This window comes from Streptosporangium jomthongense (assembly GCF_042650425.1).
Taxonomy (GTDB): Bacteria; Actinomycetota; Actinomycetes; order Streptosporangiales; family Streptosporangiaceae; genus Streptosporangium.
On sequence record NZ_JBHSBC010000038.1, the window covers coordinates 72,889 to 90,890 of the forward strand.

An 18,002-nucleotide genomic window follows, 5' to 3' on the forward strand; every position below is an offset into this window, starting at 1 on the left:
GGACGGAGGCGGTGAGTTCGCGGTGAGCCCGCGGTGAGCGTGTCGCGTGAAGCTGTGCGGCATGAGAAACGTCCTTGTCTCCGGCGCCTCGGTCGCCGGTCCCGCGCTCGCCTACTGGCTCTCCCACCACGGTTTCAAGGTCACGATCGTCGAGCGTGCCCCGGCGCTGCGGGAGGGGGGTTACGCCGTTGACTTCCGCGGGAAGGCGCACCTGTCGATCCTGCGCCGGATGGGGGTGCTCACCGACCTCGAAGCCGTCCAGACCGACATCACCTCCACGTGGTACGTCGACGGCGCGGGCAGGCCGCAGACCAGGATGCCCGACGACCTGTTCTCCGGGGACGTCGAGATCCTCCGCGGTGACCTGGCCCGCGTCCTCTACGAGGCGACCAGGGACCGGGCCGAGTACGTCTTCGGGGACTCCATCACCTCGCTGACCGAGGACGGCCACGGGGTCGACGTGACCTTCGAGCGTGGCGCGCCGCGCAGGTTCGACCTGGTCATCGGCGCCGACGGGCTGCACTCGAACACCCGCCGCCTGGCCTTCGGGCCGGAGGAGGACTACGTCAAGCACCTGGGCGTCTACTGCGCGATCTTCACCACCGGCAACCACCTGGGCCTCGACCGCACCGGGCACGCCTACCTGACCTCGGGCAAGCTGGTGGCGATGTACAGCTCCAACGGCAACGCCGAGGCCAGGGCCGTCTTCTACTTCGCCTCACCGTTGCTGGAGGGCGTCCGCAGGAACGTGGAGCGGCAGCAGGCCGTGCTGGCCGAGCGTTTCGCGGGCAACGGCTGGGAGAGTGACCGGCTGCTGCGGGAGATGCGTCACGCTCCCGACTTCTACTTCGACTCGGTCGGCCAGGTCCACATGGACCGCTGGACCAAGAGCCGGGTCGCCCTGGTCGGTGACGCCGCCTACTGTCCCTCCTCGCTCTCGGGCATGGGCTCCGGGCTCGCCCTCGTCGGCGCGTACGTCCTGGCCGGGGAGCTGGCCGCCGCGCGTGGCGACCACAGGACGGCCTTCGCCCGCTACGAGGAGACGATGCGGGAGTACGCCAAGGGCTGCCAGAAGATGGGAGAGGGCGTGGCCGGGTACATGGTCCCGGAGAGCCGCCTTCTGACCGCGTTCCTCCACCGGTACTACAAGGTCATGCCGTACCTGCCCGGCAAGAAGATGATGGTCGCGAAGACGCGCAGGGTCGCCGAGAACGTCGTCCTCCGTGACTATGGGAACTAGGCGGTCTTCACCTGCGCGGCGCCGTCTTGACCGGTCCGAAGATCCGAACTCCGTACCCGACGAACTGGCTTGACCTCGTTGACAAGGGATGATCTTGGACATACGTTCCAGGAATGTCCAGTCGGTTACTGGCTCCGCTGCTCGTCCTACTGCTCTGTTCGTGCTCGGCGCCCACGCCGGAAGGATCCGCTCCGGCCGTGACGGAACCCGCACCGGCAGGACCCGCCTACGAGGGCCCCGCCCTGCCGGGCCTCGCGACGGAGCAGGCGTGGACGATACCCCTCGGCTCCATCCGTGACGCCGTCGCCGTCGGCAAGTCCTTCGCCGTACTCGGGCGGGCCGCCGACGCCCTCGCCCTCCAGGTGATCGACGCCGCCACGGGCAAAGAGCTCAAGAGCATCCCGATCGAAGACGAGGACGCGACCCTGCGCGTGGACACCGATCACGGCAAACCGGTGGCAGTGGTACGGCACAAGCGGCAACTGGCCGCGTCGGGGCTGACCGCCGAGTCCATCCAGATGTCCGACCTGGTGGTTGACGAGACAGGGGCGGAGGTTTGGCGCTCGCCGGAGGGCGGCACCTTCTTCGTCGGTGGCTACGTCGCCGAAGGCGAGGCGGACGGAGCCGGTCTTGTCAACGTGTCCAAGCTGTCCACCCTCGCGGGCGAGCAGGCTGTCGCCCTGCCGATCGGTGCCGAGGAGGAGAACTCCCTGCTCGGCGTCATCGAGGACAAGGCGGTGTACTGGCCGAGGGGGATGCTCCTGGACGAGGAGGCGGCGGTCGTCCACGGCTTCGACCTGTCCAAGGGCGGGAGCCTGCTCTGGCGGCTACCGCGAGACGTGCAGGGCAGAACCATCGTCGGCGACTCCCTGTTCACCTGGCAGTCGGACGGGATGTCCTCCACGCACTCGCTGTACGACCTGATGACGGGTGAGCGGTTGGGCGGGTTCGAGGTTTCGAACTCGGTGGGTGTGCGATGCGCGACGTCCGCCTTCGACGCCGACAGCGATACCGTGCTGTGCGACGGGCCACTGACGCTGATCGACTCCAGGACCGGTGAGCTCCGCGTCCCCGCTGTGGAAAACCAGCGTGAGGTGTCGGTCGAGTCGGCCTTCGGCGGAATCGCCTACCTCAAGGTCAAGCAGGAGCAGGGAGCCGAGCCTCTCTACCTGGCCCTGGACGACAGGACCGGCAAGGTGCTCGGCGGCGACCTGCCCGCGGCGCCGTTGGGGGTCAGCACCGATGGCTACGCGCTGATCTGGCACAACCTCCATGCTTTCGGGTTCAGGCGGGCCGCCTGACAGGTCCGAAGTCCGTACGGACCTTGGCCCTCGAACGAGTTATCCCCAGTTTCCACAGGTTCGTACACAGGTTCGACGAGGTGTGCATGGCCGAGCCGTACGACCGGGGGGCTGGTCGTACGGCTCGGTGATCGGGGAGAAGCGGTCGGGGAGGGTCAGCCGACCTGGTTGCTGGTCCAGCGCTGGGTCGAGTCGGAGGAGTTGCAGGTGGCCAGGACCAGGGCGGTCCCGCCGGTGGTGCCACCGCCGCTCGCCGCGACGCACTGGTTGGTGCCGACGCTCGCCTTGATCTGGTAGGTGATCCCGGAGATCGAGGGGAACGTCCACTTCTGCGCGGTCGCGCCGGTGCAGGGGACCTGGACGATGGCCGTCCCCGCGGTGCCGCTGCCGGCCAGCGGGCTCAGACACTTGGCGCTGTGCGCGCTGGTGATCGTGTAGGAGCCGCCGCCCGCCGCGTCCAGCTTCCACTGCTGGTTCTTCAGGCTGTTCTGCGGCCACTCCACGATGGCGGCGTTGTCCGCGGTGCTGAAGGAGTACAGGTCCATGGCCTGGTTCGGGCCGGTGGAGTCGACGACGTCGTTGGTGAAGACCGTGGTGATCCCGTTGTCGACGGCGCCCGCGGGGTTGCTGCCGGAACCGGTCAGGACGATCAGCCCGTCGGACGGCGCGGAGGTGCGGGAGACGCCGCCGTAGGTGATCTTCTCCCGGATCGTGTAGGTCGCGCTGGTGTTGGCCAGCAGACCCGTCACCCGGACCGAACGCTGCCAGATCGGGACGGTGGCGACCACGGTGCCGTTGCGCAGCACCTGGGCCTCACGGGTGACGCCGGAACCGTAGACCGGGGTGCTCGGCACGTAGGTGAAGACGATCTCGGTGCCCTCCACGTCCACGGCCGAGAACAACTGTGGTGCCAGCGGCGGGACCGTGGTGATGGCCGGGACCGTGGAGCCGTGCTCCAGGTAGGAGCTGTCCTTGGCGGCGTTCCAGTGGGTGGACAGGTAGGTGCCCACGGGGACGACGCCGAAGTAGTCATCCTTGCCGCAGTCCAGCAGCCGGACGTCCAGCGGGTCGGAGCAGACCACGGTCGAGCCGCCCTGGCAGAGGGTCTCGTTGGAGTCGGTGCAGTGACCCCCGGAGGTGTGGTTGGGGGAGCCCAGCAGGGTTCCGCCCAGGGCGTGCGCGAGTTCGTGGGTCATCTCGTGCCCGGTGGAGCAGCCCGGCGACAGGCTGATCCAGGTGGCGTAGGAGTTGTGGCGGTTGCCGGTTCCCATGGTGTTGTCGTCGTTGATCCGGCCGTCGCTGACCGTGCCGCCGCAGCCGGTGCTGTTCTCGAAGTAGGCGATGTAGATGTGGTCGGTGTCGGTGTACCCGAGGGTCTTCAGGGCCCCGGTCCAGTCGCCGTCGGACGAGCCGGTGGGAACCTCGACGGAGTCGATGTCCACGTCACAGCCGGTCGAGCCGGTGGTCTCGAAGCGGACCCAGCGCTCGGCGCCGTCCCGGCGGGCGCTGTCGTTCACGTTCTCCTGCGTGACCCACGCGGCCTGCCGGATCAGCGGTTCCTTCTCGGTGAACCGGTTGGAACCCGACTCGTAGGCGTAGATCAGTTTGACGCGGTGACCACTGGTTCCGTCGCCGACGCAGTGCACCTGCGAGATGACGGGGACGCTCGCCGCGGCGGGCGTCGCGGGGACCAGGCCTACCATGACGAGGGCGGGCACCACGACGGCGACCGCCCGTGCCCATAAACCTCGCCTCTCACGCTTCGATGACATCGGACCTCAATCTCTCCGCGGCTTCCGGTGGTTCCTCGCGCACGCCGAAGACACCCGTGTGTCCATGGCGAATGAATCGACGCCTGGCCGGACGCACCGGTCGCGTTTTGTGGTGGATTTCGCCCTGTTGGCGCGATCGCCACGATAACCCGCGTCCAATCGTTGGGGAACCGTCAAACGGTAACGGAAAAGAAACTTTACAACTGAGGAAAATGTGACGGACGGTAAACGCGACCCGATTCACAGGCTCCCTGGACTGTCAAGCGAACAAGCTGCCAAAAGTCGCCTGATCCCGGACATCCAACGGCGCGAGAGAGCGCTTTTCACCCCTGAACACGCTGCGCATCGGGAAAGTGAGTCACCGCGACCGCACAACGCGCGAAACGAACCGTTCTCACGGGGCAAACCTTTCCTTCTTCTATTTTTCATGTTTCTGCGAAAGGAATGGAGAGAGGGACAGGACGCGGAGACGGGTGGGATCGGCGATCACCTCGTATTCGGTGATCACTCCTTCCTCGATCGTGAACGTGAGAACGAGCAGGAGACGGCCGTACGGGGCGACCACCGCGCCCACGGTCCCGTCCACGAGGGCCGGTTCGGCGTACCTGGCCCGTCCGCCGAGGACGAGGACCTCCCCCGCGACTGCCCGCGCGCCCCGGGAGACGGCCGGGACGCCCGGCGGCAGGGTGGCGGGATCGGCGCGGCGCACCACCCCGGGGGCGAGCACCGCAAGGAGCGCCTCCATGTCCCCCTCACGGGAGGCGGCCAGGAACGCCTCGACGACCCGCCGGTCGGCGGAAGAGGCCGAACCGGAGGCCCTGGGCGGCGCGACCTTGTGGCGGGCCCGGCTGGCGAGCTTCTTCGTGGTGACCGTGGTGCGTCCGACGACCGGCGCGATCCGGTCGAACGGCACGGCGAACAGGTCGTGGAGCACGAACGCGACGCGTTCCGCGGGGGCCAGGGTGTCCAGCACCACCAGCAGCGCCCGGCCGACCGACTCGGCCAGCAGAGCCTCCCGCTCGGGGTCGCTCCCCCCGTCGTCCGGCTGTCCGAGAACCGGCTGTCCGAGCGGGTCCTCCCTGCGGGCCGCGCGGGAGCGCAGCATGTCGAGACAGACGCGGGAGACGACCGTCGTCAGCCATCCGGCGAGGTTGCCGATCTCCCCGGCGTCGACACGGACGAGCCGTAGCCACGCCTCCTGGACGGCGTCGTCCGCCTCCGCGGACGAACCGAGCATCCGGTAGGCGACGGCCCTCAGGTGGCCCCGGTGCGCCTCGAACCGCTCCGCGAGTTCGTCGTTGCCGTCCATCCCGGTCACCTTCGCTCACTCCCCCTCGTCAGTTCCATGACGAACACGACACGAACAAGGTGACACGGGGAGAACCGATGACCGTCAACACGCGACCGTCCCTGCTGCGGATCGACTCAAGTGCCGACGACTCCGGCGAGTCCGTCAGCAGGCGGCTGACCACGCTGTTCGCCGACCTGTGGTGCGAACGGCACGGCACCGCCGGGTACCGCCACCGGGACCTGGCCGTCGAGCCGGTGCCGCCGATCTCCTCGGCCTACTGCGTCCTGGGCAGGCGGGTCGAGGTCAAGAAGTCCGTCCCGCCCTCCGAGGTCGGCGCCCTGGTGGAGAACGCGCAGGAGGAACGGGAGTGGGCGCTGACGCTGCCGCTGATCACCGAGGTGCTGGCGGCCGACACGGTGCTGTTCGGCGTGCCGATGTACAACTTCGCCGTCCCCGCCGCGCTGAAGGCGTGGATCGACCGGGTCTCCTTCCCCGGCGCCTTCCCCGAGGGGAGCCTGGCCGGGACGAGGGTGGTCGTGGTCCTCGCGCGGGGCGGCGCCTACGGGCCGGGCACGCCCAGGGAGGCCTTCGACTTCCAGGAGCCCTACCTGCGGGCCTATTTCGGCGACCTCGGGGTGGCCGGGGAGCACCTGCACCTCGTCCGCGCCGAGATGACGCTGGCGGACAGGCTCCCGGAACTGGCCCGCTTCCAGCCGTTCGCGGAGAAGTCCCTGGCCGAGGCCACGGCCGCACTGACCGCCCTGCTCACCGGTTGAGTCACCGGTTGATGAGCGGGTCCCGCCTGCCGGCCACGTACTCCTGGGCCGCCTGGACGAAGGCGCGGACGCGGTTGGTCTCCGCCCCGGTACGCCACAGCAGCCGCCACTCGAAGACGGCTCCGTCGGTGAGCGGAACGTAGGCGACGTCCGGCCGCGCGTCGTACTCCGCGGCGTGGGTGGGGACGGGGAAGACGCCCTTGCCCGCGCCGACGAGCGCGCACATCTCCTGGATGGTGCTGAAATCCGGTCCGCGCTCGATGAGCGCGCCACCGGGCGTACGGCGCGGCACCAGGGCCTCGTCGGCGAAGTCGGGCAGCAGGCGGGGACGCAGGACGTTCTCGTGGGCGAGGTCGTCGAGCGTGACCGCGTCGCGGCGGGCGAGGGGATGGCGGGCGGAGACCGCGAGCAGCGGTTCCTCCCGGAACAGGACCGGGCTGGCGCTGAGCCCCGAACCCTCCTGAGGCGAGAGCACGGCGACCAGGAGGTCGATCCTCCCCTCGTCGAGGAGGGTCGTGCCGTCGCTGTAGGCGTTCTCCCTGACCTGGACCTGGCAGGTGGGGTTGCGGGTGTGGAAGACGTCGGCGACCTCGTAGACGAACCGGCCGACGGCGGTGCCGATGAACCCGACGGTCAGCACTCCGTCGAGGCCCCGGCCCGCGGCGACCGCCCTGGCCACGCCGTCGAGGATCTGCTGGTAGGCGGGGGCCAGGTCCTCGTGCAGGCGACGGCCGACCGGGGTCAGCTCGACCCTGCGGCTGGTCCGTTCGAACAGCCGGACCCCGATGCGGCGTTCCAGCTGCCTGATCGTCTGACTGACCCTGGCCGTGGACACCCGCAGGTTCTCGGCCGTCCGCCCGAAGTGCAGCTCCCTGCCGAGCTCCAGGAAGATCTCCATGTCCCGCCGCTCCACCGCGAACCCCCGTTCGTGAACCTGTGTGTTAACGAACGTTGCATAACACGGCATTGTTCCGGGTTTCAGAGTGAATGATCCTTAAGAGGTCAGCACGTTTCGGAAGACCGAAAAGACCACGGGGAGACGGGGAACATGGGAGAGCACACGCCGACACTGGTGCTGGGCGGCACGGGCAAGACGGGCAGCCGCGTCGTGCGGCGGCTGACGGAACGCCACCTGCCCGTGCGGATCGGCTCCCGCTCCGGTGGGGTTCCCTTCGACTGGGAGAACCGGGAGACCTGGGCTCCCGCGCTCCAGGGAGTGCGGGCGGTCTACGTGTCCTACCACCCGGACCTGGCGGCCCCAGGCGCGCCCGAGGCGGTCGGCGCCTTCGCCGAACTGGCGGTCGCCCAGGGCGCGCGGCGGCTGGTGCTGCTGTCCGGCAGGGGCGAGGAGGAGGCTCAGGCCGCGGAGGAGGCGGTGCGGGCGTCGGGAGCCGACTGGACGATCCTGCGGGCGAGCTGGTTCGCCCAGAACTTCAGCGAGGGGTACCTGCTCGACCCGGTGCTGGCCGGTCAGGTCGTACTGCCGGTCGGGCAGGTGCCCGAGCCGTTCGTCGACGCCGACGACATCGCCGACGTCGCCGCCGCCGCGCTCACCGAGGATAGGCACGTGGGTGAGGTCTACGAGCTGACCGGCCCGAGGCTGCTCACCTTCGCCGAGGCGGTCGCCGAGATCGGCGACGCGTCGGGACGCCATGTCGGCCTCACCCAGGTCTCCGCGAGGGAACACGCCGCCGCGATGCTCGCCGAGGGTGTCCCCGCCGAGGTCGTCGACCTGCTGACCTACCTGTTCACCACCGTGCTCGACGGCCGCAACGCCCACCTGGGCGACGGCGTGCGGCGCGCCCTGGGGCGGCGGCCCCGCGACTTCGCCGACTACGCCCGCGCGACCGCCGCGACCGGCGTCTGGAACATCTGAGACCGGGAGACAGCACCATGATCAAGCTTCTGCAGACGGTCTCCCTGCTGGCCGCGACCCTCACCACCGGCCTCATGGCCGGGCTGTTCGCCGCCTTCTCCTACGCGGTGATGCCCGGTCTGGCGCGCTCGCACGACCGTACCTTCGTCGAGGCGATGCAGCGGATCAACGTGGCCATCATCAACGGCTGGTTCATGGTCTGCTTCCTGGGCGGCCTCGCGTTCACCGTCGCGGCGCTGGTGCTGCACCTGAGCACCGGCCGGGAACTCCTGCCCTGGATCATCGCGGCCCTCGTCCTGTACGCGGTCATGTTCGTCGTCACCAGCGCCGTCAACGTGCCGCTCAACGACCAGCTCGCCAAGGCGGGCCAACCCGGTGACATCGCCGACCTGGCCGCCGTACGCCACGCCTTCGAGGCGCGGTGGGTCACCTGGAACATCGTCAGGACGGTCGCGAACGTCGCCGCCTTCGCCGCCCTCACCTGGGCGCTCGTCCTGCACGGCCGGGTCACCGCGACCCCGGCCCCCACGCCGGCTCCCGGCGCCGCCGGGGCCACCCAGGCCGCGCCGTACGGCCAGGCGCCCCACGGGGCCGCGCCGTACGGCCAGGCCGTGCCGTACACCCGGGCCGCGCCGTACGGCCAGGCGCCCGGCGCGTGGTGACGCCGGCGGCGGGGCCGTCCGCAGCGGTCAGGCCGGAGGCGCCTCGATCACCGAGGGCCAGCGCAGCAGGGCGGGCAGCGTGAGCAGGGCGACGGTCAGGTGCACCACCCCGCCGACCACCCAGGGGGCCGTCAGGCCGTAGGCGGCGGCGACCAGACCTCCGGCGAGGGCGCCGAGCGGCAGCGCGCCGAAGGCGATCATCCTGGTCGCGCTGCCGACCCGGCCCATCAGCCGGTTGGGGACCAGCCGCTGGCTGAGCGACTGGGCCATCACGTTCCATACGGACAGTCCCGCCGACCAGACGCCGAACAGCGCGACCACCACCACGGGCTGCCTGCCGAACAGGCCGATGGCCACCAGGCTCAGCGCGCTGGCGACCGAGACCCCGATGACCACGGAACGGGTGCCGAAGCGGCCGACGACCCGACGGCTGACCAGGCCTCCGGCGACCCCGCCGATCGCCATCGCGGCCACCAGGACGCCGTATCCCGCGTCCCCCACGCCCAGGACGTCCCTGGCGAAGAGCACGGTGACCGACTGGGCCATGAAGACGCTGAAGTTGCTGGTCGCGGCCAGCAGGACGACGACACGCAGCACCCGGTGCCCGGCCAGCCAGCGCACGCCCTCCATCATCTCGGCCACCACCCCGCGCCGCCCCTCGGCCGCCTCCGGGGCGGGAGGCACCCTGAAGTGACCGGCCGCGTTGCGGATCCGGGAGATCAGCACGATCGAGACGACGTAGGTCGCGGCGTTCACCCACAGCGGCAGCGGGATGAACAGTACGAACAGCGCCGAACCGAGCGCGGGCCCCAGGAACATCCGGCCGAGCGTCTCGGCCGTCACGTTGCGCCCGTTGGCGGTCTCCAGGTCGGCGCCGCGCACGACCGTGGGGATCAGCGCCCGGCTCGACCCCATGAAGAGGATGTCGCCGACGCACAGCCCGAACGCCAGGATGTAGATCATCCAGATCCTGGTGCCGCCCAGCGTCACGATCAACGCGACCGTGACGAGCAGCAGCGTCTGCGCCGTCTGGGCGCCGATCATCAGCAGGCGCCGGTCGTAGCGGTCGACGATCACGCCGCCGACCAGGGCGAGCAGCAGCCAGGGCAGCTCGGTGGCCAGCGGCACCCAGGAGATGAGCCGGGGGTCGTCGGTGAGTTTGCTCGCCAGCAGCGGCAGGGCCGCGATCACCACGCCCTCGCCGAGCGTCTGGATCGAGTAGGCCGAGAGCAGGTAGTTGAAGTTGCGCCCCAGGCCCCCTTCCGCCCGCCGTACGGCCGTGTCCTCGGTCACCACGAGCCGACCCCCTCAACCGCGTCGGGGTAGGTGAGGACGCCCGCGACCTTGGTCTTCGTGCCGGGCCCCAGCGCCCTGATGTCCACCTGGCCGACCTTCTGGAAGCGGCAGCCGCCGCCCGCGTACCCCCCGGCCGGGGTGTAGTAGAGCCCCCAGCAGGCCTCCCACGGCTCGACGCGGCCGGTCACCGGATCGACGACCGGTTCGTGGCGCGGCACGACCCGTTCCTGCACGATCGCGCCCGTCTCCGCCCCGTCCCGCAGGGCCCGCAGCCACTCGCGTTCGCCGACCTCCCAGCCCGCGACGATGCCCCGCCCGCTGTAGGCGTCGTTCGGCTTGAGGATGAGACGCTCCCTGCGCTCCACGCACTCCTCGAACAGGCCGGGCTCCCCAAGGGAGCGGGTCCAGGGCAGCACACGGTCGATCAGCGCCCGTTCCTCGGCGGAGAGCCGTACCCCGAGACCGGGGTCGGACAGCAGCGTCATGCAGGCCTTCTGCCGGTAGATCTCCGTCTCCAGCGGGGTCCAGACGACCACGCTCCCCTCCTCGTGCGCGGCCAGGAGCCGCTCGGTGAGCCGGAGGCCCTCCGGGTGGTCGACGACCTGGTCCACCTCGAAGACGCGGTAGACCACGTCGACCGGGGTGCCACGGAACAGGACCCGGCCGTTCCCGAAGTCCAGGTCGGTGATCTCGCCCAGACGGCAGTCGAGGCCGAGGTCGCGCAGGAGCCGGTGCAGCGGGCGCCAGGCCACGCCGTAGTCGGCCAGCCCGCCCTCCCCCTCGATCAGGGCGACCACCGGATCCCGGCTCCCGGTGACCTGACGCAGGGCTTCGGCCACCTTCTCCGGGGCGTCGACGAAGCCGAGGCGGTGCCGTTCGGCGAAGGCGCGCAGCGCGTCGTGGTCGAGCATGGCCCTGGTCGCGGGACCGACCCATTCGAGGCCGCCGGTCTCGCTGGTCGCGTTGAACTCCAGGATCTTGAACGACTCGCCGTCGTGGTAGGCGTCGATCCGGCCGAAGCGGTACGGCCTGGCCCCGCCGAGACGGCGCATGAGCCGGGCCCTGCGCGGTTCGACGCCCAGGGTCCGGCAGAGCCGGTCGAGGTCGCCGTCGTAGAGCCGTTCGGGCAGCGACATGAGGATGTCCACGGCGCGGACCACGTCGTCGGCGAACCGGTTCAGCTCCCCCTCCCCGACGAAGACGGGCCGGTTCAGATACCGGCGGTCGATGCCGGCCAGGTACGGGAAGCGCTCCTCGTCGTGCAGGTCGATCTCCGCGAGGGGACTGCCGCCGCGTAACAGCTCCTCGTTGTACAGCTCCGTGACGCGATTGGTCATGAGACCGCTCCGGATCCGACGCGCCGGTCGATCACCGGTCTGACCTTCCCGCTCACCGGGTTCCTCGGCAGGCCCCCCTCGGGGTGGCACTCGACGAGCAGCCGGAACACCTCAAGCCCGTCGCCGAAGGCGTGCCGGTCGCTCAGCGCCTCGAACTCGCTCCCCAGCAGGTGCCGTACCTTCTCCGGGTCGAGGTCGAGCGGCGACTCGGTACGGACGACCACCGTGTCCGTGCCGTCGCTCGAAGTGATCTCGACCTGGAGCCGGGAGACCTGGAAGACCGCCAGCGCGGTGAGGATCTCGTCGTACAGGACCGTGCGGGCCTTGACCTTGATCAGGCCGTCCGACCTGCCGAGATACTCCAGGATCCTGCCGGGGGTCCCGCAGCCGCAGTCACGGCCGGGCAGGACGCGGCCGACGTCGCCGATCCGGTAGCGGACCAGCGGCCCCTCGAACTTCTGCAGGGCGGTGACGAGCAGGTGGCCGGGTTCGCCGTCCGGCACCGGGCGGCCCTCCTCGTCGACCACCTCGACCAGGTTGTAGTCGTCGCACAGGTGGTGCAGCGTGCCGTCGAGGCCGGGGCACTGGTAGCCGAGCTGGGCGCCGTCGTTGGCCGCGAGGATGCTGGAGATCACCCGGACCCCGAGCCGTTCGCGCAGCCACGCCTTGTCGGTCTCGGTCATCGCGGTGCCGCCGTAGACGACCTTCTCCAGGCGCAGGTCAGGCTCGCGGGCCGCGGCCTCGCGCAGCAGGGGCAGGATCAGCGCGGGCTGGCCGACGACGGCGTTGACGGAGAAGTTCCGCACCAGCGCGAGCAGGTCGTCGACCGTGATGTGCTGGCCGGTCGTGTAGCACTCGATCGGCATCCGCGACAGCTCGCAGCTGCTGGTGATCAGGCCGCCGTAGAGACTGCCGCCGAACAGGGCGTTGACCAGCCGGTCCCCCTTCTCCAGGCCGACGCCGTACAGCATGGGCACGGCCTCGCGCACCATGTTGGACCAGTCGGTGAGGGAGTAGACGATGTAGCGCGGCTCCCCGGTGGTCGCCCCGCTGCGCAGGATCTCGCCGCTCGGCGGCGCGTCGCTGGACATGTCCCGGCTGACCGGCGGCGTGTGGGCGTCGAGGACCGCCTTGTCCAGGATCGGCAGCCGGGTCAGGTCCTGCCGCCCGGTGACGGCGGGCAGGTCCCGGTAGTACTGGGTACGGCGGGCCCGCCCGGCCAGGTAGCGAAGCTTCGCCCCGATCCGTCCTGGTTCCTCGGCCGCGTCCCGGCCCCGGGCCACGGCCAGGGAGACACCGGCCAGGTGGTCGCGGGTGAACAGCCGCCCGACCCACCCGGCCCTGGCGTCGGCGGCCAGTTCGGCGGCCCGCCTGGCGGCCTCGGTGGGGAAGGCGCCCCGGACCCGGGGCGGCGGGACCTCCACGGGCGGCCCCGCCGTACGGTCGTCCCGGTCCGTCACCGTGACGTCGGGCAGGGGCACGCCCGCCCCGGTCAGCAGGCCGGTCACCGCGAGCCACAGGTCCCGGCGCCCGGTGCGCACGACGACCCGGTTGCCGGTGGCCAGGCCGTACAGCAGGCCGCGCAGGGTGGCCCCCGGCTCCTCGTCGTCCAGCGGCACCGTGCCGACGGGGGCGAACTCCTCGACGTCACCGTCGGGCAGGGGCCGCCACGGATACCGGCCGAGGCCGTCGAACAGCTCGTCGAGGGCCTCGGTGAGCGCGGTGCCGTTCAGCAGGCCGGTCAGCCCGTGTTCGGCGAGCGCCTCCACGGGATGGCGTTCGGCGTGTTCGACGGCCAGCAACAGGTCGGTCGGGTAGTGCCTCACCGCACGCCCTCCGGCCTGACGAGCGGGCCCTCCGACCGGACAGGCGGGCCCTTCGGCTCGGTGGAAGGGCTTCCCGGCCTCACCGGCGGGCCTCCCGGTCTCACGAGGGGGGCCAGGACGAACTCGCCGAGGATCTGCCTGAGCACGCCGGGGTCGGGGTGTGAGGCCTCGATGAAGACCGGGATCTCCCACTCCTGGTAGGAGATGTGGTCGGGCAGCGGCTGCCTGCCGTCCAGGCTGTGTACCTTGTCCACCCACGGGTGGTTCCTGATGTGGTCGGGCACGTCCACCGTGTAGCCCTCCGCCGGCTTCAGGTGGTGGCCGGGGAAGATGGCGAAGCCGTGGTAGCGCCCGCTCGCCGGGCGCGGTCGCGGCCTGGGCCAGCCGAGCCGGATGGCGATCTCGTGCGAGGGCAGGTGCACCCCGGTGTGGCGCAGGTGCGAGGTCACGATGCCCGCGCCGCCGAGCCGGTTGGCGACCTCAAGGAAGACCAGCTCCTGCTCCTTGGTCTCGAAGAACTCAAGGTGGACGCAGCCGGTGTCGATCTCCAGGGCCCTGAGCACCCGTTCGGCGAAGACCCGGTGGCGTTCGTCGTGCTGGATCTGGTGCGAGGCGATCGGCGTCCCCTGCGCGAAGTCCAGCGGCGTCCGCACACACCTGCTGAACACGACGTCGACCAGCTCGCCGTCCTGGACCAGCCCGTCGGCGTGCAGGACGTCGCCGTCCACGTACTCCTCAAGCTCGAACCCGCCGGGGTCGCCGAGCGCGCGGCAGGCGGCCAGCGCCGCCTCGGCCGTCTCGTGGATGACGACCTCCTGGCTTGAGGCGCCCTGCCGGGGTTTGAGGACGGTCCTGCCGCTCCACGGCAGCGAACCGGGTACGGCGTCGGCCGCCACGAAACGCGGGTGACGAACCCCCGAGCCTTCGAGCGCCTCCTTCATGCTGACCTTGTCGCGCACCCGGCGCAGCCGGTCGAGGGAGGGGCCCTCGATCCCGAGGTGGCGCCGTACCCGCCAGGCCAGCAGGACGCCGTCCTCCGACAGCGACAGCAGCTGCTCGAACCCCTCGGCGGGGGAGACGTTCTCGATGATCCACCCGGCCAGGTCGTCGGCGGGGCCGACCTCAAGTCTCCGGCAGCGCAGTCCCTCGGGCAGTTCGGCGATCCGCTCCGCGCGGCCGACGTAGGTGACGTCGTGGACCTCGTGGTCGATGGCGAGGTGGTAGTCGATCTTCCGGTAGGGAACCTGGTGGACGACCAGAATCTTCATCGCGCGTACTCCAATGCGGTGACTCCCCAGCTGAAGCCCATGGCGCTCGTGGCCAGGAGGACCAGGTCCCCGCGCCGCAGCGCCCGCCGTTCCCTGAGCCCGTCCAGGGCGATCAGGGTGTCGGCGCCTCCCATGTGGCCGAGCCTGTGGTAGTTGAAGACGCTCTTCTCCCGTGGCAGCCCGAGCTCCCGCAGCAGCCGCTCGTGCATCCTCCGGTCACCCTGGTTGATCAGGAAGTGGGCGACGTCGTCCCGTTTGCCGCCGACGGCCCGCAGGGTCTCCTCGACCAGCCGGGTGAAGTTGTCCACGTAGGCGTCGGCGAGCCCGGAGCGGTGCGGCCCCCTGCGGATCACCAGGCGCCCGTCCCGCTGCTCACCGTGGTAGTAGTCGGCCCAGCTCGGGTCGGTCCGCACCGCGGTGTGCAGCACCTCGAAAACGGCCTCCCGCCTCGACAGCAGTACGGCCGCCGCCGCGTCGCCGAAGTTGAACAGCTCCTTGGACCCGGGGTCGGCGTGGTCGACCAGCTGGCTGAGCCGGTCGGCGACGAGCACCAGCGCGTACCCGTCGCCGCGCTGCCCGGCGAGCCGGTCGAGGGCGATCCTGATCGCGGTCGTGCCCGCGTTGCAGAAGTTGGCCACCTCGAAGCAGTGCGCGTCCTCGACGCCGAGTTCCGCGGCCACCCGCGCCGCCGGTGACCAGAACGGGACGTCCCACTCACCGGAGCCCGCGAAGATCACCTGCCTGACGTCCCCCGGTCGCACCGCCGTACGGCCGAGCAGTGCCCTGGCCGCCTCGGCGGCGAGTTCCCAGGACTGTTCCGTCTCGCCCAGGACGGGGAACTCCTCGGTGTGCGTGATCTCCCTGATGGCCTCGACCGGCACGCCGGAGGCCCGGTGCATCAGGTGGACGGCGGCCCGTCCCCTGGGGAGACGGACCTCGAAGTCGACGATGCCGCCCATCAGTCACCGGACTGGATGCTGACGCGGTGCACCGTCCGCCCGACGCCCGGCTCGACGGCGGTCGCGCAGTGGTAGGTCGTCGCGGTCTTCCAGATGACCAGGTCGTTGGGGGTCCAGCGGTGGGTGTAGACGTGCTCGGGGTCCTGGACGAGTTCGTCGACGATCGCGAAGAAGGCCGCGTTCTCGTTGGCGTCGAAGCCGACCACCGAGTCGAGGTACTCGGGAGAGCCGTACAGGTAGGGGCGTCCGGTGAAGGGGTCCTCGCGCACCAGGGGGTGCTCGACCTTCGGGTGTTCGATGTCGATCAGCGCGCGGAACTCGGCGACCGACAGGCCGACGTGCTCCTTGCCGATCCGCAGGCGCTTGTTGACGGTCGCCAGGGCGTTCCTCCCGGCGATCTTTCGCTTCCACTCCTCGGGGAGGCGTTCGTAGACGTCCACGGCGCTGGCGTAGAGCGTGTGCCCGCTGGTCGAGGGCACGTTCACGCCGTGCAGCATGGTGTAGGGCGCCGGGTCGGCGATGTAGGAGGAGTCCTGGTGCCAGAAGTTGCCGACCCTGGCCACCCCGACCGGTTTGTTGTTCCGCACCTCGTTCGAGGAGATCATGATCTCTTCGAACTCCGGATGGCGATACTCCCTGAGCAGGAAGGGGACGGGTCTGCCGAGGCGTCTGGCCAGGGTGATCTGCTGTTTCGGGGTCAGCTCGACGCCGCGCACGACCACGAGTTCGCGCCGTCTCAGGTTGTCCACGAGCTGGTCGAAGAGTTCTGGGCGTTCGAGGTCCTCGTAGGTGACGCCGGTCAGCTCGGCGCCGATGAACGGGGTGATCTCACTGATCGTCATGGTTGGCCCTCTCGTCGGATTCTGAGGCGTTCAGGAGTCCAGGCTCTTGCGCAGCGCGGCCACGAAGTCGTCGATCTGGCCGGAGGTCCTGAAGGGCGGAACGGTGATCCGGAAGCGCTCCGCGCCCCTGGGCACGGAGGGGAAGTTGATCGGGGTGACGTAGACGTCGTGTTCCTCGAAGAGCACGCGCGCCACCCGCCTGACACGTTCGGCGCCGGGCACCAGCACCGGGACCAGGTGGCTGTCCGCGTCGAGGAAGCCGATCCCGGCGGCGCGCAGCGCCTGTTTCAGGTGACGCACGTTGTCGGCCAGCGCGCGCCTGAGGGCGTCGCCGTCCTGGATGAGTTCCAGGCTTCTGAGCGTGGCGTCCAGGCTGGAGTGGGGCAGCGAGGTGGTGAAGATGAACCCGGGCGCGTGGGAGCGGACGTAGTCCAGCGCCGCGTCGGGACCCGCCACGTATCCGCCGACCGTCCCGAAGGCCTTGCTGAAGACGCCCTGCACGAAGGTCGGCCTGTTCTCCCCGGCCTCCTCGCACACTCCGGCGCCCGTCGGGCCCCTGGTGCCCACGGCGTGCGTCTCGTCCACGAAGGTCAGCGCGTTGTACTTCTCCGCGAGGTCGCAGATGGCGCGCACCGGGGTGACGTCGCCGTCCATCGAGTAGACGGTCTCGAACACGATCAGCTTGGGACGGTCGTGGTCGTACTGGGCGAGCGCCCTCTCCAGCTCGTCGAGGTCGTTGTGCGGGAAGATGTGTTTCGCGCATCCCGTACGGAGGATTCCCTCGATGAGGGAGCGGTGGTTCTTGGCGTCGGAGAAGACGACGATGCCGGGGAGCGCGGAGATGACGGTGCTCAGCGTCTCGAAGTTGGCGATGTAGCCGCTGGAGAAGACCAGCGCGCGTTCCTTGCCGTGCCAGGCCGCGAGTCTGGTCTCCAGTTCGACGTGGGCCGCGCTGGTGCCCGCGATGTTGCGTGATCCGCCGCTGCCCGTGCCGTGTTCCACGGTCGAGTCGAGTTGCGCCCGGATGACCTCGGGGTGCTGGCTGAGTCCGAGGTAGTCGTTGCTGCACCAGACCTGGACCCGGCCCGCACCGTCTGTGCCGTGTACCGCGTGGCCGCGTTCGGCGGCCAGATGGGAGAAGGGGACGAAACTGCGATAAAGCCCGTCCTTTTTAAGTTCTTCGATTTTCTTGGGAAATATCCCCAGCAGCGTGTTCGTGTGCTCCGTCAACGTCCGCATGATGATTCAACCCCGGTTTCTGGAGGAGTCGGCCCAACCTTCGGCCTGTGGCGACGGCGCCCGTGAGACGGACACGGCGATCCGGCGGCCCCGGCCCCAGGGGCACGCGCCACGGAAAACGAAACGGGTCAGCCGCTGCGGCGGCCCCCGGCCTCTCAGCTCTCGGTACAGGTCCGACAGGTGGTGGGCGTGCCACCAGGCTCCGTGCGGGACGTCGCCGCCCCGCGTGCGCCGGAAAGATCAGCTCTCGTTCTTGCCATCGATCTCGTCGCCCCTATCGCGAGAGTGGCCACGGAAGTGCTGTCCCGCACAGACCC

General features: G+C 70.1%; 15 protein-coding genes. 5 read left to right on the forward strand and 10 right to left on the reverse strand.

Annotation, left to right across the window (positions count from 1 at the left end):
• Positions 1 to 61 precede the first annotated feature (61 nt).
• Both ACFOYY_RS32390 and ACFOYY_RS32395 read left to right on the forward strand, forming a co-directional pair.
• On the forward strand, positions 62 to 1,240 hold the full coding sequence (locus ACFOYY_RS32390) for an FAD-dependent monooxygenase (RefSeq protein ID WP_386194864.1): 1,179 nt from the start codon (positions 62 to 64) through the stop codon (positions 1,238 to 1,240).
• A gap of 197 nt (positions 1,241 to 1,437) precedes the next feature.
• Complete coding sequence (locus ACFOYY_RS32395) at positions 1,438 to 2,541, forward strand: hypothetical protein (protein ID WP_386194866.1); 1,104 nt, start codon at positions 1,438 to 1,440, stop codon at positions 2,539 to 2,541.
• Positions 2,542 to 2,696: 155 nt separating this feature from the next.
• Here the strand turns inward: ACFOYY_RS32395 and ACFOYY_RS32400 are convergent, their stop codons facing one another.
• The gene (locus ACFOYY_RS32400; protein ID WP_386194868.1) at positions 2,697 to 4,313 is read right to left on the reverse strand and encodes an RICIN domain-containing protein; all 1,617 of its coding nucleotides are present in this window, start codon (positions 4,311 to 4,313) and stop codon (positions 2,697 to 2,699) included.
• Positions 4,314 to 4,731: 418 nt separating this feature from the next.
• Positions 4,732 to 5,622 (reverse strand): sigma-70 family RNA polymerase sigma factor, encoded by an 891-nt coding sequence (locus tag ACFOYY_RS32405; RefSeq protein WP_386194870.1) that lies wholly within the window; start codon positions 5,620 to 5,622, stop codon positions 4,732 to 4,734.
• A gap of 77 nt (positions 5,623 to 5,699) precedes the next feature.
• Between ACFOYY_RS32405 and ACFOYY_RS32410 the strand changes: the two genes are divergently transcribed.
• Complete coding sequence (locus ACFOYY_RS32410) at positions 5,700 to 6,380, forward strand: FMN-dependent NADH-azoreductase (RefSeq protein ID WP_386194871.1); 681 nt, start codon at positions 5,700 to 5,702, stop codon at positions 6,378 to 6,380.
• Position 6,381: 1 nt separating this feature from the next.
• On the opposite strand, the gene ACFOYY_RS32415 is transcribed toward ACFOYY_RS32410, so the two are convergent.
• A complete protein-coding gene (locus ACFOYY_RS32415; RefSeq protein WP_352015026.1) occupies positions 6,382 to 7,278 on the reverse strand; it encodes a LysR family transcriptional regulator in 897 nt (298 codons plus the stop codon).
• A gap of 150 nt (positions 7,279 to 7,428) precedes the next feature.
• Here ACFOYY_RS32415 and ACFOYY_RS32420 point away from each other — a divergent pair, with 150 nt between their 5' ends.
• Together ACFOYY_RS32420 and ACFOYY_RS32425 are read left to right on the forward strand one after the other, a co-directional pair.
• Entirely contained in the window at positions 7,429 to 8,256 is an 828-nt protein-coding gene (locus tag ACFOYY_RS32420; RefSeq protein WP_386194873.1) for an NAD(P)H-binding protein, read from the forward strand.
• A gap of 17 nt (positions 8,257 to 8,273) precedes the next feature.
• A complete protein-coding gene (locus ACFOYY_RS32425) occupies positions 8,274 to 8,918 on the forward strand; it encodes an anthrone oxygenase family protein (RefSeq protein ID WP_386194875.1) in 645 nt (214 codons plus the stop codon).
• A 27-nt stretch (positions 8,919 to 8,945) separates the two neighbouring features.
• Here ACFOYY_RS32425 and ACFOYY_RS32430 read toward each other — a convergent pair whose 3' ends face one another.
• The 7 genes from ACFOYY_RS32430 to hemA are packed head-to-tail and all read right to left on the reverse strand — an operon-like array spanning position 8,946 to position 17,676.
• Positions 8,946 to 10,211, reverse strand: coding sequence for an MFS transporter (locus ACFOYY_RS32430; RefSeq protein WP_362915640.1), 1,266 nt, complete (start codon positions 10,209 to 10,211; stop codon positions 8,946 to 8,948).
• Positions 10,208 to 11,551: a hypothetical protein gene (locus tag ACFOYY_RS32435; protein WP_386194877.1), complete on the reverse strand. Its 1,344-nt coding sequence runs from the start codon at positions 11,549 to 11,551 to the stop codon at positions 10,208 to 10,210. The genes ACFOYY_RS32430 and ACFOYY_RS32435 overlap by 4 nt, the downstream gene beginning before the upstream one ends.
• On the reverse strand, positions 11,548 to 13,377 hold the full coding sequence (locus ACFOYY_RS32440; protein ID WP_386194878.1) for a phenylacetate--CoA ligase family protein: 1,830 nt from the start codon (positions 13,375 to 13,377) through the stop codon (positions 11,548 to 11,550). The genes ACFOYY_RS32435 and ACFOYY_RS32440 overlap by 4 nt, the downstream gene beginning before the upstream one ends.
• A complete protein-coding gene (locus ACFOYY_RS32445; protein WP_386194880.1) occupies positions 13,374 to 14,645 on the reverse strand; it encodes an ATP-grasp domain-containing protein in 1,272 nt (423 codons plus the stop codon). The genes ACFOYY_RS32440 and ACFOYY_RS32445 overlap by 4 nt, the downstream gene beginning before the upstream one ends.
• Positions 14,642 to 15,604 (reverse strand): 3-oxoacyl-ACP synthase III family protein, encoded by a 963-nt coding sequence (locus tag ACFOYY_RS32450; protein ID WP_352015033.1) that lies wholly within the window; start codon positions 15,602 to 15,604, stop codon positions 14,642 to 14,644. Before ACFOYY_RS32450 ends, ACFOYY_RS32445 begins: the two co-directional genes overlap by 4 nt.
• A complete protein-coding gene (locus tag ACFOYY_RS32455) occupies positions 15,604 to 16,446 on the reverse strand; it encodes a TauD/TfdA dioxygenase family protein (protein ID WP_352015034.1) in 843 nt (280 codons plus the stop codon). Before ACFOYY_RS32455 ends, ACFOYY_RS32450 begins: the two co-directional genes overlap by 1 nt.
• 30 nt (positions 16,447 to 16,476) lie before the next feature.
• Positions 16,477 to 17,676, reverse strand: a complete 1,200-nt coding sequence (hemA, locus tag ACFOYY_RS32460) for a 5-aminolevulinate synthase (protein ID WP_352015035.1) — start codon at positions 17,674 to 17,676, stop codon at positions 16,477 to 16,479.
• Positions 17,677 to 18,002: the final 326 nt, after the last annotated feature.

Coding starts and splice junctions, on each gene's coding strand:
- ACFOYY_RS32435 (WP_386194877.1), bottom strand. CDS start 11,551: ATGACCAATCGCGTCACGGAGCTGTACAACGAGGAGCTGTTACGCGGC.
- ACFOYY_RS32405 (WP_386194870.1), bottom strand. CDS start 5,622: ATGGACGGCAACGACGAACTCGCGGAGCGGTTCGAGGCGCACCGGGGC.
- ACFOYY_RS32455 (WP_352015034.1), bottom strand. CDS start 16,446: ATGACGATCAGTGAGATCACCCCGTTCATCGGCGCCGAGCTGACCGGC.
- ACFOYY_RS32450 (WP_352015033.1), bottom strand. CDS start 15,604: ATGGGCGGCATCGTCGACTTCGAGGTCCGTCTCCCCAGGGGACGGGCC.
- ACFOYY_RS32425 (WP_386194875.1), top strand. CDS start 8,274: ATGATCAAGCTTCTGCAGACGGTCTCCCTGCTGGCCGCGACCCTCACC.
- ACFOYY_RS32400 (WP_386194868.1), bottom strand. CDS start 4,313: ATGTCATCGAAGCGTGAGAGGCGAGGTTTATGGGCACGGGCGGTCGCC.
- ACFOYY_RS32445 (WP_386194880.1), bottom strand. CDS start 14,645: ATGAAGATTCTGGTCGTCCACCAGGTTCCCTACCGGAAGATCGACTAC.
- ACFOYY_RS32410 (WP_386194871.1), top strand. CDS start 5,700: ATGACCGTCAACACGCGACCGTCCCTGCTGCGGATCGACTCAAGTGCC.
- ACFOYY_RS32420 (WP_386194873.1), top strand. CDS start 7,429: ATGGGAGAGCACACGCCGACACTGGTGCTGGGCGGCACGGGCAAGACG.
- ACFOYY_RS32415 (WP_352015026.1), bottom strand. CDS start 7,278: ATGGAGATCTTCCTGGAGCTCGGCAGGGAGCTGCACTTCGGGCGGACG.
- ACFOYY_RS32390 (WP_386194864.1), top strand. CDS start 62: ATGAGAAACGTCCTTGTCTCCGGCGCCTCGGTCGCCGGTCCCGCGCTC.